Origin of the sequence: Cellulomonas sp. NPDC057328, from assembly GCF_042667215.1 — a bacterium.
GTDB lineage: Bacteria > Actinomycetota > Actinomycetes > Actinomycetales > Cellulomonadaceae > Cellulomonas.
In genome coordinates this window covers 1-20,050 of sequence record NZ_JBHUZW010000020.1, presented here as the reverse complement: position 1 = coordinate 20,050, position 20,050 = coordinate 1, and the positions used below count along the sequence as shown (strand labels likewise).

General features: G+C 75.9%; 18 protein-coding genes. 10 read left to right on the top strand and 8 right to left on the bottom strand.

Features of this window, described 5'->3' with window-relative positions; translation table 11 throughout:
* Nucleotides 1-342 precede the first annotated feature (342 nt).
* The 4 genes from ACFUMH_RS05990 to uxaC all read right to left on the bottom strand — a co-directional run bounded on the left by ACFUMH_RS05990 (nt 343) and on the right by uxaC (nt 4,783).
* Nucleotides 343-1,371, bottom strand: a complete 1,029-nt coding sequence (locus ACFUMH_RS05990; RefSeq protein ID WP_378201905.1) for a LacI family DNA-binding transcriptional regulator — start codon at nt 1,369-1,371, stop codon at nt 343-345.
* A gap of 88 nt (nt 1,372-1,459) precedes the next feature.
* A complete protein-coding gene (locus tag ACFUMH_RS05985; RefSeq protein WP_378201902.1) occupies nt 1,460-2,563 on the bottom strand; it encodes a PfkB family carbohydrate kinase in 1,104 nt (367 codons plus the stop codon).
* Between the two features lie 79 nt (nt 2,564-2,642).
* Nucleotides 2,643-3,305 carry a bifunctional 4-hydroxy-2-oxoglutarate aldolase/2-dehydro-3-deoxy-phosphogluconate aldolase gene (gene eda, locus ACFUMH_RS05980; protein WP_378201899.1) on the bottom strand — a complete coding sequence of 221 codons (663 nt, stop codon included), beginning with the start codon at nt 3,303-3,305 and terminating at the stop codon, nt 2,643-2,645.
* Nucleotides 3,302-4,783, bottom strand: coding sequence for a glucuronate isomerase (gene uxaC, locus ACFUMH_RS05975; protein WP_378201896.1), 1,482 nt, complete (start codon nt 4,781-4,783; stop codon nt 3,302-3,304). Before uxaC ends, eda begins: the two co-directional genes overlap by 4 nt.
* A 260-nt stretch (nt 4,784-5,043) precedes the next feature.
* Between uxaC and ACFUMH_RS05970 the strand changes: the two genes are divergently transcribed.
* The 5 genes from ACFUMH_RS05970 to ACFUMH_RS05950 all read left to right on the top strand — a co-directional run bounded on the left by ACFUMH_RS05970 (nt 5,044) and on the right by ACFUMH_RS05950 (nt 10,610).
* On the top strand, nt 5,044-6,030 hold the full coding sequence (locus ACFUMH_RS05970; protein WP_378201893.1) for a LacI family DNA-binding transcriptional regulator: 987 nt from the start codon (nt 5,044-5,046) through the stop codon (nt 6,028-6,030).
* A gap of 34 nt (nt 6,031-6,064) precedes the next feature.
* Nucleotides 6,065-7,564, top strand: coding sequence for a mannitol dehydrogenase family protein (locus ACFUMH_RS05965; protein ID WP_378201890.1), 1,500 nt, complete (start codon nt 6,065-6,067; stop codon nt 7,562-7,564).
* A gap of 307 nt (nt 7,565-7,871) precedes the next feature.
* Nucleotides 7,872-9,035, top strand: coding sequence for a Gfo/Idh/MocA family protein (locus ACFUMH_RS05960; RefSeq protein ID WP_378201887.1), 1,164 nt, complete (start codon nt 7,872-7,874; stop codon nt 9,033-9,035).
* Between the two features lie 77 nt (nt 9,036-9,112).
* Nucleotides 9,113-9,994, top strand: coding sequence for a sugar phosphate isomerase/epimerase family protein (locus ACFUMH_RS05955; RefSeq protein WP_378201964.1), 882 nt, complete (start codon nt 9,113-9,115; stop codon nt 9,992-9,994).
* Between the two features lie 103 nt (nt 9,995-10,097).
* Nucleotides 10,098-10,610 carry a septum formation family protein gene (locus ACFUMH_RS05950; RefSeq protein WP_378201883.1) on the top strand — a complete coding sequence of 171 codons (513 nt, stop codon included), beginning with the start codon at nt 10,098-10,100 and terminating at the stop codon, nt 10,608-10,610.
* A 55-nt stretch (nt 10,611-10,665) separates the two neighbouring features.
* On the opposite strand, the gene ACFUMH_RS05945 is transcribed toward ACFUMH_RS05950, so the two are convergent.
* The 3 genes from ACFUMH_RS05945 to ACFUMH_RS05935 form a co-directional block, all read right to left on the bottom strand.
* Nucleotides 10,666-11,784 (bottom strand): SGNH/GDSL hydrolase family protein, encoded by a 1,119-nt coding sequence (locus ACFUMH_RS05945; RefSeq protein ID WP_378201880.1) that lies wholly within the window; start codon nt 11,782-11,784, stop codon nt 10,666-10,668.
* A gap of 76 nt (nt 11,785-11,860) precedes the next feature.
* Nucleotides 11,861-14,020, bottom strand: coding sequence for an FAD-binding protein (locus tag ACFUMH_RS05940; RefSeq protein WP_378201877.1), 2,160 nt, complete (start codon nt 14,018-14,020; stop codon nt 11,861-11,863).
* Nucleotides 14,021-14,034: 14 nt separating this feature from the next.
* A complete protein-coding gene (locus ACFUMH_RS05935; protein WP_378201874.1) occupies nt 14,035-14,829 on the bottom strand; it encodes a 3-ketoacyl-ACP reductase in 795 nt (264 codons plus the stop codon).
* Nucleotides 14,830-15,036: 207 nt separating this feature from the next.
* Between ACFUMH_RS05935 and ACFUMH_RS05930 the strand changes: the two genes are divergently transcribed.
* The 3 genes from ACFUMH_RS05930 (at nt 15,037) to ACFUMH_RS05920 (ending at nt 18,209) form a co-directional block, all read left to right on the top strand.
* Nucleotides 15,037-15,999 (top strand): AEC family transporter, encoded by a 963-nt coding sequence (locus ACFUMH_RS05930; protein ID WP_378201871.1) that lies wholly within the window; start codon nt 15,037-15,039, stop codon nt 15,997-15,999.
* A 167-nt stretch (nt 16,000-16,166) separates the two neighbouring features.
* Nucleotides 16,167-16,799 carry a hypothetical protein gene (locus ACFUMH_RS05925; protein ID WP_378201868.1) on the top strand — a complete coding sequence of 211 codons (633 nt, stop codon included), beginning with the start codon at nt 16,167-16,169 and terminating at the stop codon, nt 16,797-16,799.
* A gap of 63 nt (nt 16,800-16,862) precedes the next feature.
* On the top strand, nt 16,863-18,209 hold the full coding sequence (locus ACFUMH_RS05920) for an ice-binding family protein (RefSeq protein ID WP_378201865.1): 1,347 nt from the start codon (nt 16,863-16,865) through the stop codon (nt 18,207-18,209).
* Nucleotides 18,210-18,296: 87 nt separating this feature from the next.
* Here ACFUMH_RS05920 and ACFUMH_RS05915 read toward each other — a convergent pair whose 3' ends face one another.
* Nucleotides 18,297-18,509 (bottom strand): hypothetical protein, encoded by a 213-nt coding sequence (locus ACFUMH_RS05915; protein WP_378201862.1) that lies wholly within the window; start codon nt 18,507-18,509, stop codon nt 18,297-18,299.
* On the opposite strand from ACFUMH_RS05915, the gene ACFUMH_RS05910 reads away from it, so the two are divergent.
* Nucleotides 18,499-19,275, top strand: a complete 777-nt coding sequence (locus ACFUMH_RS05910; protein ID WP_378201859.1) for an ATP-binding cassette domain-containing protein — start codon at nt 18,499-18,501, stop codon at nt 19,273-19,275. The genes ACFUMH_RS05915 and ACFUMH_RS05910 overlap by 11 nt on opposite strands.
* Nucleotides 19,276-19,390: 115 nt before the next feature.
* Nucleotides 19,391-19,972, top strand: coding sequence for a hypothetical protein (locus ACFUMH_RS05905; RefSeq protein ID WP_378201856.1), 582 nt, complete (start codon nt 19,391-19,393; stop codon nt 19,970-19,972).
* The last annotated feature ends 78 nt before the right edge of the window (nt 19,973-20,050 follow it).

Here is a 20,050-nt window from a genome sequence, read left to right as displayed (position 1 = left end):
GACCACGCGCCGCGGGCCGCCGCGCTCACGTCCGCCCTCGGCAGTGCACGCGACGGCACCGTTGCCGCTCGCCCGCCGCTCGGATCCACGGAGGAATGCTCTCGCAGCACCCCCGCGGGCGAGACCTGCATGCGTGCGCTCGCCCGTCGGCGTGTCGCCGGTGGGCGTGTCGGCACGGGAGGCGATGCCTTCCCGCGGGCGTACGCACAGCGTGCGTGCCATGTGCGTACGCCCGCGGGACGAGGTCCTCCTCCCCGGCGACACGCCGCTGGGACAGGCAGGTCACCTCGTCCTGCGACGCCCGCGGTGGTTGGAGCGCGCCGACGAACGGACCGAGCAGCCTCAGGCCGTGCGGTCGGGGGTCGACGCGCGCAGGACGACCTCGGTGGGGACCGTGCGCAGGCGGGGCGTGCCCGTGTGCTCCTCGAGGGCGAGCTCGGTCGCGAGGACGCCGACGTCGACGAGCGGCACCCGGACCGTCGTCAGCGGCGGCACGACGTCGCGCAGCGTGAGGATGTCGTCGAAGCCGGCGAGCGCCACGTCCTCCGGGACGCGGACGCCGAGGTCGCGGGCCGCCGCGAGCGCGCCCAGCGCCATGACGTCGTTGACGGCGAACACCACGTCGACGTCGGGGCCGACGTGCAGCAGCTCACGCATCGCGGCCTCGCCGCCCTCGTGCGTGAAGTCGCCGGTGACCACGTGCGCCGGGTCGACCGGGTCGCCCAGCTCGGCGAACGCCGCCGTGAAGGCGTCCCGGCGCTCGCGCGCCGTCAGGTGGTCCTGCGGGCCGCCGAGCACCCCGGGCCGCCGGTAGCCGCGGGCGTGCAGCGCGCGGGCGAGCGCGTCGGCGCCCGCGGCGTTGTCCACCACGACCGTGTCCACGCCGAGCACCGGCTGCCCCACGAGCGCGACGGCGCCCCCGGCGGCGCGGAAGTCACCGAGCGCGTCGCGCATCGCGTCGTTCTCCGCCTCGTCGTCGTGGCGGCCGCCCGCGACCACGATCGCGCGCGCCCGCTGACGCTGCAGCAGCCGCACCAGCTCGACCTCCCGGGCCGGCTCGTGCTGCGTGCTCGCGAGCGTCACCTGCAGCGCCGCGCGGTCCGCGGCCTGCGTGACGCCCGCCGCGATCGACGAGAAGAACGGGTCGGCGATGTCGTGCACGACCAGGCCGAGCGACGTCGTGCGGCCGCGGGCCATCGCCTGGGCGTTGGCGTCGGGGGTGTAGCGCAGGCGCTCGGCCGCCGCGAGCACGCGCTCGCGGAGGTCGGGACGCACCGTCCGGTTGGCGCTGCCGTTGATGGCGCGCGACGCGGTGGCCAGCGAGACGCCGGCCTCACGCGCCACGTCGCTGAGGGTCACGCTGGAGGCCATGCGCGCCAGGCTAGGGCAGCCGCCCCGCGTCGTGCCGGGACGCGCGCGACCGCGAGACGGCGTCGCCCGCGCGGCCCAGCCGCCGGGCTCAGCGGTCGACGCGCGCGCCGCCCCCGCCGGCGAGCTTGAGCACCTCGGCCTTCGACGCCATGGTCGTGTCGCCGGGCGTGGTCATCGCGAGCGCACCGTGCGCCGCGCCGTACTCGACGGCCGTCTGCAGGTCCTGCCCGTCGAGCAGCCCGAACGCCAGCCCGGACGCGAACGAGTCGCCGCCCCCGACGCGGTCGAGGATCTCCAGGCCCGGGCGGTGCGTCGCCTCGACGAGCCCGGAGGCCCGCGACCAGGCCAGGGCGCCCCAGTCGTTGACCGTCGCCGACCGGACCGCGCGCATCGTCGTCGCGATCACCTGGAAGTTCGGGTACGTCGCGGCCACCTTCTCGATCATCGCGGCGAACTTGTCCACCTCCAGGTCGGACAGGTTCTCGTCGACGCCCTCCACCTCGAACCCGAGCGAGGCGGTGAAGTCCTCCTCGTTGCCGATCATCACGTCGATGTGCGGCGCGATCTCCCGGTTGACCTCCTGCGCGCGGGCCTGCCCGCCGACGGCCTTCCACAGCGACGGCCGGTAGTTGAGGTCGTACGAGACCACCGTGCCGTGCCGGTGCGCGGCCGTGACCGCCTCGATCACCGTCTGCGCCGCGGTGTCCGACAGCGCCGCGAAGATGCCGCCGGTGTGGAACCACCGCACGCCCAGCTCGCCGAACAGGTGGTCCCAGTCGACGTCGCCGGGAGCGAGCTGCGACGCGGCCGTGTGCCCGCGGTCGGACACCCCCACGGCGCCGCGCACGCCGAACCCGCGCTCGGTGAAGTTGAGCCCGTTGCGCGCGGCGCGCCCGACGCCGTCGTACGGCACCCACCGCACCAGCGACGTGTCGACGCCACCCTGCAGCATGAGGTCCTCGACGAGCCGCCCGACCTCGTTGTCCGCGAGCGCGGTGACGATCGCGGCGCGCAGCCCGAACGCCCGGCGCAGGCCGCGGGCGACGTTGTACTCGCCGCCGCCCTCCCACGCGCGGAACGTCCGGGTGGTGCGGATGCGCCCCTCGCCCGGGTCCAGGCGGAGCATCACCTCGCCGAGGCTGACCGCGTCGTAGCGGGTCTCGGACGCGGGGCGGATCGTCAGGTCGGGCATCGTCGGCTCCTGAGGGGTCCGTGGGACGGGGCGGGCGAGCGGGGCGGTGCGGTGCGGGGCGGTGCGGCGCGGGCGGGGGTCAGGCGGCGGGGCGGAGGTCCGTGGCGAGCGCGACGGCGTCGGCGACGAGGCCGCGGACGGCGGCGAGGTCGCCGGCGCGCACGAGGTCGCGCGGGACCATCCACGAGCCGCCGACCGCCGCGACGCAGGCCAGGGCGAGGTACTCGTCGAGGTTCGCCGGGCCGATGCCGCCGGTCGGCACGAACCGCACGCCGCCGAAGGGCGCAGCCAGCGCCGCGATCGCCTTCGCGCCGCCGGACGTGCCGGCCGGGAAGAACTTCACGGTGGTGACGCCGAGCTCGAGGGCGGCCTGCACCTCGGTGGCGGTGACGGCGCCGGGCAGCGCGAGCACGCCGTGCTCGGCGCACCGCTCGACGACCGCGCGGCTGGTGCCGGGCGACACGACGTACTGCGCGCCGGCCGCGACGGCGGCGTCGACCTGGTCCGCCGTCAGGACCGTGCCGGCACCGACGAGGACGTCGCCGCGGTCCCGCAGGGCGCGGATGGCGTCGGCCGCCGCGGACGTGCGGAAGGTGACCTCGGCGACCGGCAGGCCGCCGCCGACGAGGGCGGCGCCGAGGCCGTCGGCGTCCTTGGCGTCGTCGAGGACGACGACCGGGACGAGGCGGTGCGCGGCGAGGCGCTCGAGGACGCCGGCGTCGGGGAAGGCGGGCGCGGTCATGGCATGACCTCCTGGGGGGTGGCGGCGTCGGTGCCGCGGAAAGCGCTTGCTGTGACAGGAGGGTACGCCATGCGCGGCAGGTGGTAGGCGAGGTCCACGGCCGTCTGCACGGCCTCGTCGACGTCCAGCCGGTGCTCCGCGACGAGCCGCGCGAGGAACCCGGCGTCGATGCGGCGCGCGAGGTCGTGCCGGGCCGGGATCGACAGGAACGCGCGGGTGTCGTCGACGAACCCGGTCGTGTTGTAGAAGCCCGCCGTGTCGGTGACGGCCTCCCGGTAGCGGCGCATGCCGTCCGGGGTGTCGAGGAACCACCACGGGGCGCCCAGGCGCACCGCCGGGTACACGCCGGCGATCGGCGCGAGCTCGCGGCTGAACGTGTCCTCGTCCAGCGTGAACAGGACGAGCCGCAGGTTCGGGTGGTGCCCGAACGCCTCGAGCAGCGGCGCCAGCGCGCGCACGTACTCCGTCGCGACCGGGATGTCGTAGCCGACGTCCGCGCCGCGCTCGAGCGCCACGCGCGGGTCGTGGTCGCGCAGCGCGCCCGGGTGCAGCTGCATCACGAGGCCGTCCTGCGTCGACATGCGCGCCATCTCGAACAGCATGTGCGCACTGAACGCCTGGGCCTCGGCGGCCGTGACCTCGCCGCGCAGCGCCGCCGCGAACACGGCCTGCGCGTCCGCGGGGTCGAGCGGCGTGGTGTCCGCGCGCAGGTGCCCGTGGTCGGTGGCGCGCGCGCCCGCCTCGACGAACGCCCAGCGCCGGGCCTCGAGCGCGCGGACGTAGTCGCGGTACGAGCCGATCTCGACGCCCGCGCGCTCGCCGAGCAGCGCCACGTCGTCGCGCCAGGCCGGGCGGTCGACGTGCAGCAGCGCGTCCGGCCGGAACGTCGGGACGACGCGGTTGCCCCAGCCGCGTGCGGCGAGGTCGGCGTGGTCCGCGAGCGTCGCGGTCGCCGGGTCGGTCGTCGCGATGATCTCGATGTCGAGCCGGTCGAGGAGCGCCAGCGGGCGGAACGCCGGGTCCGCGAGTCGCTCGGCGATCGTGTCGTACGCCTCGTCGGCCGTCTCCGCGGTGAGCTTGTGCCTCACGCCCAGCACCTCGACGAGCTGGTGCTCGAGCCAGAACCGCGTGGGCGTGCCGCGGAACAGGTGCCAGTGCGCGGCGAAGGTGCGCCAGATCGCGCGCGGGTCCGTCTCGACCGGCTGCCCGTCCGCGCGGGGGACGCCCAGCGCGTCGTGCGGGACGCCCTGCGAGACCAGCATGCGCACGAGGTAGTGGTCCGGGACGACCAGCAGCGACGCGGGGTCGCCGAACGGCTCGTCCCGCGCGAGCACGCCCGCGTCGACGTGCCCGTGCATCGACACGATCGGCAGGTCGCGGGTGGCGTCGTAGACCTGCCGGGCGATGCCCCGGGTCACGGGGTCGGCCGGCAGCGCGCGGTCGGGGTGCAGCGTCCAGCGGGCTGCGGTGTGGCTCATGGGTCCTCCTGGACGTCGGGGGCGACGGGCGCCCCTGCGCGCCCGTCGCCGCAGGCCCGGCCGACGCGGCGACGCGAGGCGGGGCAGCGCATCCGACGGATGAATGCGTTTGCAGTCACGACCATGCCAGGCGGCGCGCGCGACGCGCAAGAGGGACCGCCGTCGTTGCGGCGAGTTGGTGCGACGTGCTGAAATCGCATTCATCGCGGACGCCCGTCCGCCTCCCGGCACGCACCGGGCCCCTGGGACGAGGAGGACGGATGGCCGTCACGCTGCGCGACGTCGCCCGCGCCGCCGGCGTCTCCCCCGCCACCGCGTCCCGCGCCCTGTCCGCCCCCGACCTCGTCGCGCCGGAGCGCCGCGAGCTCGTCCGCCGCGTGGCGCGCGAGCTCGGCTACCGCCCCAACCGGGCCGCCCGCGAGCTCATCACCGGCCGCTCCGGGCACCTGTGCCTCGTCGTGCCGGACCTCGAGAACCCGTTCTTCTCCGCCGTCGCCAAGGCCGTGCAGGCCCGGGCGCGCGCCGCCGGGCACGCCGTCGTCGTCGCCGACGCCGAGGAGGACCCCCTGCTCGAGGCGGAGCTGGTCTCGCACCTCGGGGCGCAGGCCGACGGCGTCCTGCTGTGCTCGCCGCGCATGTCCGCCGACGACCTCGCCGAGGTCGCCGCCGACGACCGGCCCCTGCTGCTCGTCAACCGCGAGGACGCCGGGCTGCCGTCCGTCGTGATCGACAACCGCGACGGCGTCCGCCAGGCGGTGCGGCACCTGCACGCGCTCGGCCACCGGCGCGTCGCGTACGCCGGCGGCCCGCCCGGCTCGTGGTCCGACGCCCGCCGGCGCGAGGGCCTGTCCGGCGACCTCGCCGCGCAGCTGCCCGGGCTCGACGTCGTCGACCTCGGCGCGCACGCCCCCGTGTTCGCGGGCGGCGTCGCGGCCGCGGACCTCGCGCTCGCCGCCGGCGCGACCGCCGTGCTCGCGCACAACGACCTCATGGCCCTCGGCCTGCTCGACCGGCTCCGCACGCGCGGGGTGCGGGTGCCGGACGACGTGTCGGTCGTCGGCTTCGACGACGCCCCCGTCGCCACCCTCGTCACGCCGGCCCTGACGACCGTCGCGGCACCGCTCGCCCGCCTCGGCCGCACCGCCGTCGACCTGCTGCTGGACCCGCCACGCACCGACGGGCCCGCGCGCGTCGCCCTGCCGGTCGAGCTGGTCGTGCGCGCGTCCACGGCGCCGCCGGCCACCTGACCACGACCACCCCACCCGACCACCGGAGCCTTCGATGACGCACCCCCGGCTGACCCTGCCGACGTGGCGCGAGCGCGCCGCCCGGCCCCTGCCCGACGCGGTCCACGGCCCGGCCGTCGACCCCACCGCGCTCACCGTGGGGCAGGTCCACCTCGGCCTCGGCGCGTTCACGCGGGCGCACCAGCTGCTGTGCACGGAGGACGCCGCGGCGGCCGCCGGCGAGACGCGGTGGGGCATCCTCGGCGTCACCCAGCGCAGCCCGCGGGTCGCCGAGCAGATCGTGCCGCAGGACGGCCTGTACGGCGTGCTCACCGCCGGCGCCGACGCCACCTCGCTGCGGCTCGTCGGGTCGGTGCGCGACGTCGCGTACCCGGGGCGGGACACCGGGCGCGTGCTCGACGCGCTCGCGGCGCCGACGACCCAGGTCGTCACCCTCACCGTGACCGAGAAGGGGTACCGGCGCGGCCCGGACGGCGCGCTCGACGTCGCGGCCGACGAGGTGGCGGCCGACCTGGCCGACGCCGCCGCGGAGCTGACCGGACCCGTCGACGGGGCGGCGCGCACGCCCGTCGGCATGCTGGTGCGCGGGCTCGTCCGCCGGCACCGCACGTCCGGCGCGCCGCTGACCGTGGTGTGCTGCGACAACCTCACCGACAACGGCACGGTGCTGGCCGGGCTCGTCGCCGACGCGCTGGCCGCGGTGCCGGGCGCGGACCCCGTCGGCGCGTGGGTCGAGGCGGCGGTGCGGTTCCCGTCGACGATGGTCGACCGGATCGTGCCCGCGACGACCGACGCGCACCACGCCGAGGCGGAGCGCCTGCTGGGCCTGCGCGACGAGGGGCTGGTCGTCGGGGAGCCGTTCTTCCAGTGGGTCGTCGAGGACGCCTTCGCGGGGCCGCGCCCGGCGTGGGAGCGCGCCGGGGCGACGCTCACGGGCGACGTCGCGCCGTACGAGCGCGCCAAGCTGCGGGTGCTCAACGCGACGCACTCGACGCTCGCGTACCTGGGCGCGCTGCGGGGGCACGCCACGATCGCCGAGGCCGTGGCCGACCCGGACCTCGCGGCGGTCGCGCGGGCGCTCGTCGACGAGGACGTCCTGCCGACGCTCGTCGCACCCGACGGCACGGACCTGGCCGCGTACCGCGACGAGGTGCTGCACCGGTTCGCGAACCCCGCGACCGGGCACACGACCGTGCAGGTCGCGATGGACGGGTCGCAGAAGCTGCCCGTGCGCCTGCTGGGCACGGTGGCCGACCGGCTCGCCGCGGGCGCGGTGCCGCACGCGGCGGCGACGACGTTCGCCGCGTGGGTCGCGTACGTGCGGGCCGCGGTGGCCGGCGGGCTCGTCGTCGGCGGGCGGGCGGTGGCGCTCGACGACCCGCTCGCGGCGACGCTCACGGAGGTCACCGCCGGGTCGCCGGAGCAGGCGGTCGACGGGGTGCTGGCGCTGCGGCAGGTCGTCCCGGCGGACGTCGCCGCGTCGGCGGAGTTCCGCGACGCGACGGTCGCGGCCCTCCGCACGCTGACCCGCTGACGCGAGGCCTCTCGGATCCCGCCGACCCGGCCGTTCTGCAGCAGTTCCGGCGGCCGGTGCTGCACGACGACCGGTTCGCACCCACGGGGACCGGCCGGTGCGGCACCGGTCGGGTCCGCCGGACGGCACCGCGTCGACGCGGCCGTTGTGCAGCGGTTCCGGCGGCCGGTGCTGCACGACGACCGGGTCGCGGGCAGGGGGCGCCGGCGGTCGTGGTCTTGACGGCGGGCCGGGGCGGTCGGTTACAGTGCGGAAAGCGCATTCCTCCGGGCGGCGACGGCGCCGGCCCCGACGACAGGGAGACCCGATGACCACCCGCACGCTGCGCATCGCCATGAACGGCGTCACCGGCCGCATGGGCTACCGCCAGCACCTCGTCCGCTCGATCCTCCCGATCCGCGAGCAGGGCGGCATCACGCTGCCCGACGGCACGCGCGTGCAGGTCGAGCCCGTGCTCGTCGGCCGCAACGCCGACAAGGTGCGCGAGCTGGCCGAGAAGCACGGCGTCGAGCACTGGACGACGGACCTCCAGGCCGCGATCCACGACGACGCCACCGACATCGTCTTCGACGCGTCGATGACGAGCCTGCGCGCCGCCACGCTCACCGAGGCGATGAAGGCCGGCAAGCACGTCTACACGGAGAAGCCGACGGCCGAGACGCTGCACGAGGCCGTCGAGCTCGCGCGCCTGCGCGAGACGACCGGCGTCACGGCCGGCGTCGTCCACGACAAGCTCTACCTGCCGGGCCTGGTCAAGCTGCGCCGCCTCGTCGACGAGGGGTTCTTCGGCCGGATCCTGTCGCTGCGCGGCGAGTTCGGGTACTGGGTGTGGGAGGGCGACGTGCAGAGCGCGCAGCGCCCGTCGTGGAACTACCGCGCGGCCGACGGCGGCGGCATGACCGTCGACATGTACTGCCACTGGAACTACGTGCTCGAGGGCATCGTCGGCAAGGTCCGCACGGTCTCGTCCCAGACGGCGACGCACATCCCGACGCGCTGGGACGAGAAGGGCGAGGCGTACGAGGCCACGGCCGACGACGCCGCGTACGGGATCTTCCAGCTCGAGACGCCGAGCGGTGACCCGGTGGTCGCGCAGATCAACTCGTCCTGGGCCGTGCGCGTGCACCGGGACGAGCTCGTCGAGTTCCAGGTCGACGGCACCGACGGCTCGGCGGTCGCGGGCCTGTTCCACTGCGTCGCGCAGCCGCGCTCGGCGACCCCCAAGCCGGTCTGGAACCCGGACCTGCCGACGACCGAGCGGTTCCGCGACCAGTGGATCGACATCCCGGCGAACGCGGAGCTCGACAACGGCTTCAAGGCGCAGTGGGAGGAGTTCCTCGCCGACGTCGCGCTGGGCCGCCCGCACCGCTTCGACCTGCTCTCCGCCGCGCGCGGCGTGCAGCTCGCCGAGCTGGGCCTGCGCTCGTCCGACGAGGGCCGGCGCCTGGACGTCCCCGAGATCACGCTGTGAGCGCGGCGGGGACGGGGACCGTCGCCGTCACCCCCGTCGCGCAGGCGGCCGCGGGGCGGCGGGCGGACCTCGCGCGGCTGTCGCTCAACACCGCGACGACCAAGCACCTCACGCTGCCGGAGGCGGCGGCCGCGGCCGCGGCGGCCGGCCTGTCCGCGATCGGCGTCTGGCGCGACCGCGTGCAGGAGGTCGGCGCGGAGCAGGCCGCCCGCGTCGTCGCCGACCACGGGCTGCGCGTCTCGTCGCTGTGCCGCGGCGGGTTCCTCACGACGCCCGACCCCGACGGGGCCGCCGCGGCGCTCGAGGACAACCGCCTGGCGATCCGCGAGGCCGCCACGCTCGGCACGCGCGAGCTCATCATGGTCGTCGGCGGCCTGCCGGCGTGCCCCGCGCCGGGCACGGCCGCCCGCCCGTACCCGTCCGCCGACGCGGGCGCCGCGGACCCGGCGCGCGACCTCGTGGCCACCCGGCAGCGCGTCGCCGACCGGATCGCCGAGCTCGCGCCGTACGCGGCGGAGCACGGCGTGCGGCTCGTGCTCGAGCCGCTGCACCCGATGTTCGCGGCGGACCGTGCGGTCCTCTCCACGCTCGGGCAGGCGCTCGACCTCGCGGCGCCGTTCGCCCCGGACGTCGTCGGCGTCGTCGTCGACACGTACCACGTGTGGTGGGACCCGGACCTGCAGCGGCAGGTCGCGCGGGCGGGCGCCGAGGGCCGCATCGCGTCGTACCAGGTGTGCGACTGGGTGCTGCCGCTCGCGGCCGAGCCGCTGAACTCCCGCGGGCACGTCGGGAACGGCTACGTCGACGTCGCGACGATCACCGGTTGGGTCCGCGACGCGGGCTACGCGGGCGACGTCGAGGTGGAGATCTTCAACGAGACGATCTGGGCCGAGGCCCCCGAGCGCACGCTCGCCACGATGGCCGAGCGGCACGTCCGGCACGTCCTGCCGCACCTCTGAGGCGACCCCGGACCGGGGCGGCCGGGCACGGTGTGCGAGTTCACCCGGACGCACGTCCGAATTCGTTCACCCGCGGTGGTGACGCGCTGCTTCACTTCTCCCCGTGACCGCGAACCTGCGCCGTGCCCTCCTGCCCGTGACCGCCCTCGTGGCGGCCGTCTCCCTGTCCGGGTGCGGCTCGATCCTCGAGGCCGTCCTCGGGGAGACCGCCCCGCCCGCGCAGCGCGCCGAGCCCGGTGGCGAGGTGACCGCGTCCGCCGTGGCCGACGTGTTCTCGCTCCAGCTCGGCGACTGCCTCAACTACATGCAGGAGGAGGACGTCACCGAGATCTCCGAGCTGCCGACGGTGCCGTGCTCCGAGCCGCACGACACCGAGATCTACGCCGAGACGACCATCACCGAGGACCAGCTCGCCACGGTCGACGAGTTCGCGGACACGTACTGCCTCGAGCAGTTCGCGGGCTTCGTCGGCAAGAGCTACGACGAGTCGGTCCTGTACTTCTCCTACCTGGTGCCCACCGAGCTGAGCTTCGAGCAGGGCGACGACCTGGTGCAGTGCCTCGTCGTGCAGGAGGAGGGCGGCGTGACCGGGACCCTCAAGGGCGCCAACATCTGACGCCACCACCGGTGCGCCGTGCGCGGGTCAGCCCGCGCACGGCGCACCGGTGACGTCAGGGCCGGCCGGTGCCGCCGCCAGGACCGGGGCGGTGGGGGCGCGCGAGCGAGCCGAGGACCCGCGCGAACCGCTCGCCCATCCGGCGCTGCGCTGCGGCGTCGGGGTGCAGGAGGTCCGCCATCGGCAGCTCGGCGGCGTCGGCGTCGCCGTAGAGCGTGCGCCCGTCGACGTACGTCAGCGCGGTGTCGCCGGCGGCCCGCCGCGCCGCGACGACCGCGGCCAGCACGTCGCGGGCCACCCGGAGCGTCAGCTTCCCCTCCGCCACCTCCTCCGCCCGCCCCGCGGTGCGGAACCGCACGCCGGGCGCGTCGGGGTCGATCGACGTCGGCCCGGGGACGTCCTCCACCAGCGGGCAGAGCACCGGCGACACCACGACGAGCGGGGTCGTCGGGTGCCCCTCGCGGACCGTGTCGAGGAACCCGTGCACGGCCGGCCCGAACGCGCGCCGGCGCATGAGGTCGTGGTTCACCACGTTGATGCCGACCTTGAGGCTGATCACGTCGGCGGGCCGGTCGCGGACGGCGCGCGCCACGAACGGGTCCAGCACCGCGTTGCCGGACAGCCCGAGGTTGACGAGGTCGAGCCCGGCCGCCCGCGCGGCGACGGCCGGCCACGTGCCGGTCGGGGCGTCGGCGTTCGCGCCGTGGCTGATCGACGACCCGTGGTGCACCCACCGCGGCGCGTCGACGGGCGACGGCGGCAGGACGGGGGCGTCGGCCTCCACCGCGACGAGCGCGACGCGCTCCCGGTACGGCAGCCACACCTCGACGTCGGCGGGCACGCCGCCGGCATCGGGCAGGACGAACGCCACGGACCCCGCCGGGGCCGGCCCGGCCGCGGCCGTCGCGGCGCCGGGGTCGAACGTCTGCACCCCGGACACCTCGCACACGGCCGCGTCGACGACCTGCCCACCGACCACGGCCTCGAACCGCTCCCCCGGCGCCGGCTCGGCGTGCGGCAGCGTCGCGACGCGCCACGTCCGCACGTGCAGCACGAGCCGCCGCGCGGCCGTCCGCAGCCGCAGCCGCACCCCGGACGGCTGCTCGTCGCACATCGCGACGAACCCGTCCGGGAACTGCGCGCGCGTCCACGCGGGCAGGCGGTGCGGCAGCACGCCGCCGGACGTCTCCTCCAGCCACGCCGCCCCGCGGACCTCGACGCGCGCGTCGGGCAGCGGGACGACGAGGGCGTCAGCGGACGTTGCCGTGCTCCCGGAACTCGCGCCACACGTTCTCGAAGAAGTCGTCGTCCGCGGGGATCGGCCGGCGCGGCCGCCACCGGAACACGGGCGTGCCCGCGGGGTCGTCGACGTCGCGGGGGACGACGGGCGCCCAGCCGGCGCCGTCGCCCGCGTCCGCCGGCGCCGACCCGGGCGCGATCCAGGCCGTCTCCTGGACGACGTCGTCGAGCACGCCGCCGTCGAGCGCGAACCGGAACACGTCCGGCAGGTCGAGCTCCGTCTCCGCGTCGGGCCCGTGCCCGGCGCGCGGCAGCTCCCCCGCGGCGTCGGAGTACAGCACCGACCCGCGCGAGCGTCCGCCGTGCGCGACGTAGTCCGCCATCGCGGACAGGTAGACGTAGGCGCTGGTGAGGATGTCGCGCACGAGGAAGGTCCGGTTGACGGACCGCCGCGACGTGCCGTCCGCGCTCACGAGGTCGTCGTAGCGCGTGAGCCAGTCGTGCACCTGCACGAGCGCCTCCTGGATGGACGTCGCCGAGCGCACCGGCCCGGCCTTGGCGCTCATGAGCACCTGGACGTCCCGCAGCAGGTCGCCGGTGTTGTCGGCGACACCGGCGGCGGCCCGCCCAATCGCGGCGGCGGTCAGCGCGAGCGCCTCCCCGAGCACCGGCGCGGCGACCTCGCCGAACTCCGCCTCGGGCAGCGGCTTCTCGTCCCGCCGCGCGGCGATGAATTGCGCCGCCCGCGTCGCGCCCACCTGCCCGCTGTTGAGCGCGGCGCCGCCCGGCCGGTAGACGCCGTGCGCGCCACCGGCCTCGCCGACCGGGAAGAACCCGGTGACGTTCGACTGCCACCACGCGTCCACGACGAGCCCACCGTTGTTGTGCTGCGCGCACACGTCGACCTCGAGCATGTCCTTCTCGAGGTCCACGTACGGGTTCTTGTCCAGGTAGAACTGGTACGCGGGCTCGTTCATGCGCCGCAGCCGCTCGATGGGCGTGCCGAACAGGACGCCGGCCTGCTCGAGGTACGCGTACGCCTCGGGGCTGAGCGCGGACGGGTCGAACTCCTCGCGCACCGGGTTGCGGCGGAAGTCGAGGAACACCCGCCGCCCGCGCAGCACGGTCTCGCGGTAGACGAGCAGGTCGACCAGCGACGAGCCGTCGCGCGCCTTGCGGATGTCGAACGGCCACTGGTAGCCCTTGAGGAACACCAGGGACATGAGGCGCCCGTAGTCGGGGATCGCCTCGGTGAGGAACTCGCGCTCGTCGCCGCCGTCCTGGTCCGTCGAGACGAACCGCGGGACGACCTGCATGTACGTGCCGGACACGTTCCACCGCGGCTTCGTCGACGCGAGGCCGAACTGCCACTCGGTGAGGTTCTTGCCGTGCACGCCGGCGCGGTACGCCGCGCCGGACGCGCCCCACTGGCCGTTCGGGAACACGCGCGTCGCGTACATGCCCGCCGGGCCGCCCGTCGCGTAGACGAGGTTCGAGCAGCGGAAGAGCAGCCACGGGCTGGCGGCGCCGTCGTGCGGCACGTCGGTGCGCAGCACGAGCAGGCCGGCGACCCGGCGCGTGCCGTCGGCGTCGGTGGTCGTGACGACGTCGACGACGCGGCACTCGTCGAACACGCGCGTGCCGTCGCGCTGCACCTTCGCCTCGAGGCGCTCGACCATCGACCGGCTCGTGTACGGACCCACGGACGTGGCGCGGCGGCGCGGGTCGTGGTCGGTCTTGTAGCCGATGAACTCGCCGAACCGGTTCTGCGGGAACGGCACGCCGAGGTCGACGAGGTGCAGGAACCCGCGCGCCGACAGCGCGGCCTCCGCGAGCGCGTTGTCGCCGTCCATCGCGCCGCCGCTGAACAGCGTCTCGGCCATCTCGCGCACGGAGTCGCCGTCGCCGCCCGACAGCGTGAGCTTGTAGTACGTCTGCTTGTCCGACCCGGCGTTGCGGGACGCGCCCGCGCCGATCTTGTCCGCGACCATCACGACGTCGTCGTGGCCGAACTGCACGAGCCGCGCAGCGGCGCAGTAGCCGGCGGAGCCGGTGCCGACGACGACGGTGGTGGCCGTGACGACCGGGACGTCGTGGCCGCCGATCCGCAGGGTCTCCGGCTCGTGCCGGCGCTGCTCGTGGTCGCGCTGCTGCAGGGGCTGCTCGGTCATCTCTCGCTCCGTCCTCACAGCACCGGGATGTGCATGCCGCCGTCGACGTGGAAGACCTCGCCGGTGGAGTAGGGGGTCTGGCCGGACGCCAGGATCGCGACGGCGCCGGCGACGTCGGCGGGCCGGCCCCAGCGGTTGACGGGCGCGAGGCCCTCGGCGATCAGCGCGTCGTACCTGCCGGTGACGCCGGCCGTCATGTCGGTCGCGATGACGCCCGGGCGGACCTCGTAGACGACGACGCCCTCGGGCCCGAGCCGGGCCGCCCACAGCTGGGTCGCCATGCCGACGCCCGCCTTCGAGATGCAGTAGTCGCCGCGGTTGGTCGAGACCGTGGTGGCGGAGATCGACGAGACGTTGACGACCGTCGCGACGGGACCGGCGGGCGGCTCCGGCAGCGCCTCGAGCGGCCCGCGCAGCTCGATGACGCGGCGGGCGAACTCCTGCGTGAGGAAGTACGGGCCGCGCAGGTTGATGCCGAGGACCCGGTCGAACGACTCGGGCGTCGCCTCGAGCAGGTCGGCGCGCACGCTCGGCGCCACGCCGGCGTTGTTGACGAGCAGGTCCAGGCGTCCCCACGCGTCGACGGCGTCCGCGACGTAGCGGCGGTGGTCGTCGAGGTCGGCGACCGACCCGCGCACGTACCGCACGAGCGACGGGTCCCCCGCGGCCGCGCGCAGCTCCTCCAGGACGTCGGTCGGCTCCTCGCGCGTCGCGAGGATCGAGACCGCGAACCCGTCGGCGACGAGGCGGCGGCTGATGCCGAGGCCGATCCCGCGGTTGCCTCCGGTGACCAGTGCGACTGCGGGCATCGTTGCCTTCCCTCGTGCGAGCACGCGGCCGGGTGCGCGGTGCCGGGCTCGAGGTGTCGGGCCCGGGGCGCGCACGGCCGGACCGCCGTCGTCGGCGGCACGTGCGATCGTGCCACGCCGCGGCACGTCGAGGCAAGCGCTTTCCGTGTCGGTCGCGCGGCGTGCGAGGATCGGGGCCGTGGGACGACGAGCCGGTGGCGCGCGCTGATGGGTGCCGTCCTCACCGCCCTCGGCACCATGGGCGCCGTCGTCGCGCTCGGCTGGGCGCTCGGCCGCTGGCAGGTGCTCGGCGAGCGCGCCGCGCCCGTGCTCGCCCGCGTCGTCTTCACGGTCGCGACGCCGGCCCTGCTGCTCGGCACGCTCGCGCACGCCGACCTGCGGCTGCTGCTCTCCCGCACCGCCGCGGCGACATGGGGGTCCACCGCGCTGGTCGCGCTGGTGGCGGCGCTGGTGCTGCGGCTCGCCCTGCGGCGCGCGGCGGCCGACGTCACGGTCGCCACGCTCGCGTCGTCCTACGTGAACGCCGGCAACGTCGGCCTACCGCTGTCGGTGTACCTGCTGGGCGACCCGGTGGCCGTGGTGCCGACGCTGCTGTTCCAGCTGCTCGTGCTCGCGCCCGTCGCGTTCACGGTGCTGGACGGCGCCGCGGCGGCGGCGCCACCGGGGGCACCGGACGACGTCGCGGCGGTCGTCCCGTGGGCGCTGCGCGCGCAGGCCGTGGTGCGGCGGACGCTGACCAACCCCATCATCCTCGGCACGCTGACCGGGGTGCTGCTCGCGGCCCTCCCGTGGGACCTGCCGGAGGTGGTGTTCGAGCCGTTCCGCCTGGTCGGCGCGGCCGCCGCACCGCTCGCGCTCCTGGCGTTCGGCATGCAGCTCGCGGTCCCGCGCGCACCCGGCGCGTCGGCGCCGCGCCGCGACCTCGTCGTGGCGGTCGCCCTGCGCAGCGTCGTGCACCCCGTGCTCGCGTGGGGGCTGGGCAGCGCGCTGGGGCTGCCCGCGCACGCCCTCCTCGCGGTCACCGCGATGGCGGCGCTGCCGACGGCGCAGAACGTGCTCGTGTACGCGATGCAGTACCGCCATGGCGAGGCGCTCGCCCGCGACGCCGGGCTGATCACGACGCTGCTCTGCGTACCGGTGCTGCTGATCGTCAGTGCGGTGCTCGCCTGATCGCGCCCCCGCGCTTCGCGCAACTGCCGGACCTGTCGGATTCTTCACCCACGGACGTCCGGTTTATCCGTTACTGATACGTTGCAGTGTTGCGCATGCGCTACATATCGTTCTACCCACGAGGCCGCCGATCGGCGCGGCCCCAGCAGGGGGAGAACACCACCACCATGGCAACACCGTCCCGCGGCGTGCGCCGCGCCGTCGCCCTCGCCGCCGCGCCCGTCGCCGTCCTCGCCGCCGGCGCGATGGTCTGGCAGAGCTCGACCGCCGCGTTCACCGCCACCACGCGCAACGCGGGCAACTCGTGGAGCACCGGCCAGGTCGCCCTGACCGACGACGACGCCGGCCGCGCCGGCTTCAGCGTCACCAACCTGGTGCCGGGGCAGACCGGCGAGCGCTGCATCGTCGTGACGTCGAGCTCGACCGTCCCGGGCGAGGTCCGCTCGTACGTGCAGAACCTCTCGACCTCGTCGGCGACGCTGGCCGACCACGTCCTCCTGCGCGTCGAGCGCGGCACCGGCGGCAGCTTCGAGAGCTGCGCGGGCTTCACGCCGGCGCAGCCGTCGCTCCCGGCGCAGCCGCTCTCGCTGCTCTCGACGGCGTACAACAGCTTCGCGAACGGCGGCCAGGCGTGGACGACGACGGGTACGCCCGGCGAGTCCACGACGTACCGCGGGTCCTGGGTCTTCGACACCACGGGCCTGACGCAGCAGCAGATCGACGCGCTCCAGGGCAACCAGGTGTCGATCGACCTCGTGTGGGAGCTGCAGAGCGCCGACCCGGCGACCCCGGCCCCGTGACGCGCGGCGGGGACGTCCTGAGCACGACCCCGCAGCCGGCACCCGCCCCCCTCGGAGCCACCCGTGCGCGCGACCTCGCCTGAGGCGCGCCGCGGGTGGCTCCGCCGCGAGGGCTGGCCCGCCTTCCTCCTCGGCACGGCGGCCGAGTGCTACCTCGTCTTCACGCTCGCGATGACGGCGATCGCGGTGCTGCCGCTCGCGCTCGGGTGGCACGGCTCGGTCGTGCAGACCGGGTCCATGGAGCCACGCGTGCGGCCGGGCGACGTCGTCCTGTCGACGCCGCTGCCCGCCGACTCGCCCGTCCCGCTCGGCGGGGTCGTCGAGTTCCGCACGTCCGCCCCCGGCGGGGGCGAGCGCACGGTCATGCACCGCGTCGTCGGCGAGGGCGAGGAGCGGGGCCAGTGGGTGACCGCGGGCGACGCGAACGCCGACGTCGACAGCAGCCCGCTGACGCGCGACGACATCACGGGGCAGGCGCGCCTGCTCGTGCGGTGGGTCGGGCTGCCGAGCATCTGGCAGCGGGACGGCCGCACCGACCTCCTCGTCGGCTGGGCCGCCCTCACGGCGGCCGCCGTCGGCCTCGTGGCGTGGACGTGGCCGTCGCGCGACGGGTCCCGTCCGGGCACGCCGTCCGCCGGGTCCGCCGCGTCCGGCGCACCGGCGCTGACCCGCCGCACGTTCCTGGCCGCCGCGTTCGCCGCGACGGCCGGCGGCTCCGCGCTCGTCTCGCGCGAGCCCGTGTGGGCCGGGTTCTCGGCGCGCACGTCCATGGCCGCCAACACGTTCCGGGTCGGCACGTGGCCGACGCTCGCGCTCGGTCGGGTCGGGTCGTTCGCGGTCCTCGCGGCGACGCGCGTGACGAACCAGGCCTTCCTCGGCATCGGCAGCTCCGTGAACGGCAACGTCGGTGTCTCGCCGGGCACCACGGTGTCCGGCTTCTGGAGCTGGGACATCACCGGCAGCACCGAGCGGAACACCGCGGTGTCCGCCGCCGCGCGCACCGACGCGGTCACGCTGTACGACGCCGCACGCGCCCGCCCGGCCACCGCGACGGCGGTCGCGACGCTCACCGGCACGCTGCGCCCGGGCGTGCTGCACCGCGCCGGCGCCGTGCAGGTCGGCGGCACGCTGACGCTCGACGCGCGGGGCGACGCGAGCGCCCTCTTCGTGTTCACCGGCACGTCGCTGACGTTCGCCGCGGGGTCGTCGGTCGTCCTCGCGAACGGCGCCTCCGCCGACCGGGTGCTGTTCGTCAGCACGTCGACGGCCACGCTCAACGACGGCGCGGTGGTGCGCGGGCTCGTCCTCGCGAACGGCGACGTCACCGCGACGCGCGTGACCGTGGCCGGGCGGCTCGTGTCCCTCAACGGCGGCGTCGCGCTCACGCGGACGAACATCACGCCCCCCTGACCGGACCGTCCGTCCCCCCAGCTCCGCCCTCGGCCGGCCTGCCTCGTGCCCGGCCGGGGGCGGACTCACCCGGGTCCCCCAGGCGCGTCACGGCACGACGACGCCCACCCGGTCGGACGTCAGGACGTCGATCCGGCCGTTCGGCAGCACCGCGCGTCCGGAGCGCTGTACGACCGCCGGTTCGGCGCGCGACCCGGAGCGGCCGATGTCGGGATCCTCGGCGGGTGGTCGTACGTTGAGGGGCAGGGAGCGGCCCGCGCGGCCGGACGAACGACGAGAGCAGCAGCAGATGAGCAGCACCCCCGCAGTCCTCCAGGCCACCGGCGTCCGCGCCGGGTACGGCGGTCCGGCCGTCCTCGACGGCGTGGACCTGACGCTGCGCCCCGGGGACGCGGTCGGCCTGCTCGGCCGCTCGGGCGTCGGCAAGTCGACGCTGGTCGAGATCCTCGGCGGCCACATGCGCCCGGCGCAGGGCCAGGTGACGCTCGACGGGGTGAACGTCGGCAAGCCGCCGCTGCGGCAGAAGAAGGTCGTCAGGGCGCGCCTGCGCACGGTGCACCAGAACGGCCTCGCGGGCATCGACCCGCAGCGCACGGTCGAGAAGACCCTCACGGACGCGTTCACCGAGGCCCGCAAGGCCGGCCGGTCCACCAACCACGACGTCGAGGCCGCCCTCGGCGTGGTCGGCCTCCCCATCCGGTTCGTGACGCGCACGGTGCAGTCCCTGTCCGGCGGCGAGCGTCAGCGCGTGGCGATCGCCCGCGCGCTGGCCGCCAGGCCGGACCTCCTGCTGCTCGACGAGCCCCTGACGGCCGTCGACCAGGCCATGCGCGAGGAGGTGGCGGCCGACGTCCGCGCGCTCGTCCGCGCCGACGGCATCGGCCTGCTCGTCGCGTCCCACGACGTGCGCCTGCTCGAGCGCCTCACCGACACCGTGCACGTGCTCGCGGAGGGCCGGCTCGTCGAGTCGGGCCCGCTGCGCGCGCTGCTGCGCGACCCGCAGCACCCCGACACGCGCGCCCTCGTCGAGGCCCTCCCGGAGGCGGTCGCCGGCCGCATCCGCTGACGCGACCCCGAGCCGCACCCCGACCCTTACCCCCGCTCGCCCGCAGGCGTACCCGGGGGCGTGTCCGGGGAGCGCCCGATGTGCCGTGCCCGTGCCGGGGAGCAGGCTCGGACACATGGAGACCGCCGGCCCCGCACGCCGCCCCACCTCGCACGGCCCCGCCCGCCCGGCCGCCGACAGGGGCCCCGCGCCGCGCTGGCCTGCCCTCGCGGCGGCGGCCTGGGTGGGCGTCTTCTGCGCCGTCGCGGGCACGATGCTGGTGCGCGACCTCCTGCTCGGTGGCCCCGGGGACGACCGCGGCGTCGTCGCGCTGGCCATCGGCCTGCGGCTCGTCACCGTGGCCGCGGCGCTCGCGTCGGTCCAGGCGTGGGGCCGGCGGGTGCCCGGCTGGGTGCTCCTCGGCGGCCTGTGGGGCATCGCCGCGGTGCAGCTCGCGTACCCGCTCGCCGAGACGGTGGTGAAGGGCGCGATCCTCGCCGGCGTGATGGACCCCGTCCCGAAGGGCATCAGCGACATGTCTGCCACGGGCTGGTTCAACTTCGGCATGACGTGGCTGATCTGGGGTGTCCCCGGGGTGCTGTTCGGCCTCGCTGCCCGGTCCTACGGGCGCCGTACGCCCGTGCCGCGGCGCTGGGTGGTGATCGGCGCGCTCGGCGGGCTCGTCTTCCTCGCCGCGCTCGGGCTCCTCATCGGCTGACGGGCACGCCCACCCGCTGCACCCGGAGCCGGGGCCTCTCCGCCGAGGTCGCCGGTCCGGTGGCGAGGTCGCCTGCCC

Excerpts from the sequence above, each read along its gene's own strand:
- ACFUMH_RS05965 (WP_378201890.1), top strand. The coding sequence starts at position 6,065 with ATGACGCACCCCCGGCTGACCCTGCCGACGTGGCGCGAGCGCGCCGCC.
- ACFUMH_RS05940 (WP_378201877.1), bottom strand. The coding sequence starts at position 14,020 with ATGACCGAGCAGCCCCTGCAGCAGCGCGACCACGAGCAGCGCCGGCAC.
- uxaC (WP_378201896.1), bottom strand. The coding sequence starts at position 4,783 with ATGAGCCACACCGCAGCCCGCTGGACGCTGCACCCCGACCGCGCGCTG.
- ACFUMH_RS05970 (WP_378201893.1), top strand. The coding sequence starts at position 5,044 with ATGGCCGTCACGCTGCGCGACGTCGCCCGCGCCGCCGGCGTCTCCCCC.
- ACFUMH_RS05910 (WP_378201859.1), top strand. The coding sequence starts at position 18,499 with ATGAGCAGCACCCCCGCAGTCCTCCAGGCCACCGGCGTCCGCGCCGGG.
- ACFUMH_RS05905 (WP_378201856.1), top strand. The coding sequence starts at position 19,391 with ATGGAGACCGCCGGCCCCGCACGCCGCCCCACCTCGCACGGCCCCGCC.
- ACFUMH_RS05935 (WP_378201874.1), bottom strand. The coding sequence starts at position 14,829 with ATGCCCGCAGTCGCACTGGTCACCGGAGGCAACCGCGGGATCGGCCTC.
- ACFUMH_RS05985 (WP_378201902.1), bottom strand. The coding sequence starts at position 2,563 with ATGCCCGACCTGACGATCCGCCCCGCGTCCGAGACCCGCTACGACGCG.
- eda (WP_378201899.1), bottom strand. The coding sequence starts at position 3,305 with ATGACCGCGCCCGCCTTCCCCGACGCCGGCGTCCTCGAGCGCCTCGCC.
- ACFUMH_RS05930 (WP_378201871.1), top strand. The coding sequence starts at position 15,037 with ATGGGTGCCGTCCTCACCGCCCTCGGCACCATGGGCGCCGTCGTCGCG.
- ACFUMH_RS05925 (WP_378201868.1), top strand. The coding sequence starts at position 16,167 with ATGGCAACACCGTCCCGCGGCGTGCGCCGCGCCGTCGCCCTCGCCGCC.
- ACFUMH_RS05990 (WP_378201905.1), bottom strand. The coding sequence starts at position 1,371 with ATGGCCTCCAGCGTGACCCTCAGCGACGTGGCGCGTGAGGCCGGCGTC.
- ACFUMH_RS05960 (WP_378201887.1), top strand. The coding sequence starts at position 7,872 with ATGACCACCCGCACGCTGCGCATCGCCATGAACGGCGTCACCGGCCGC.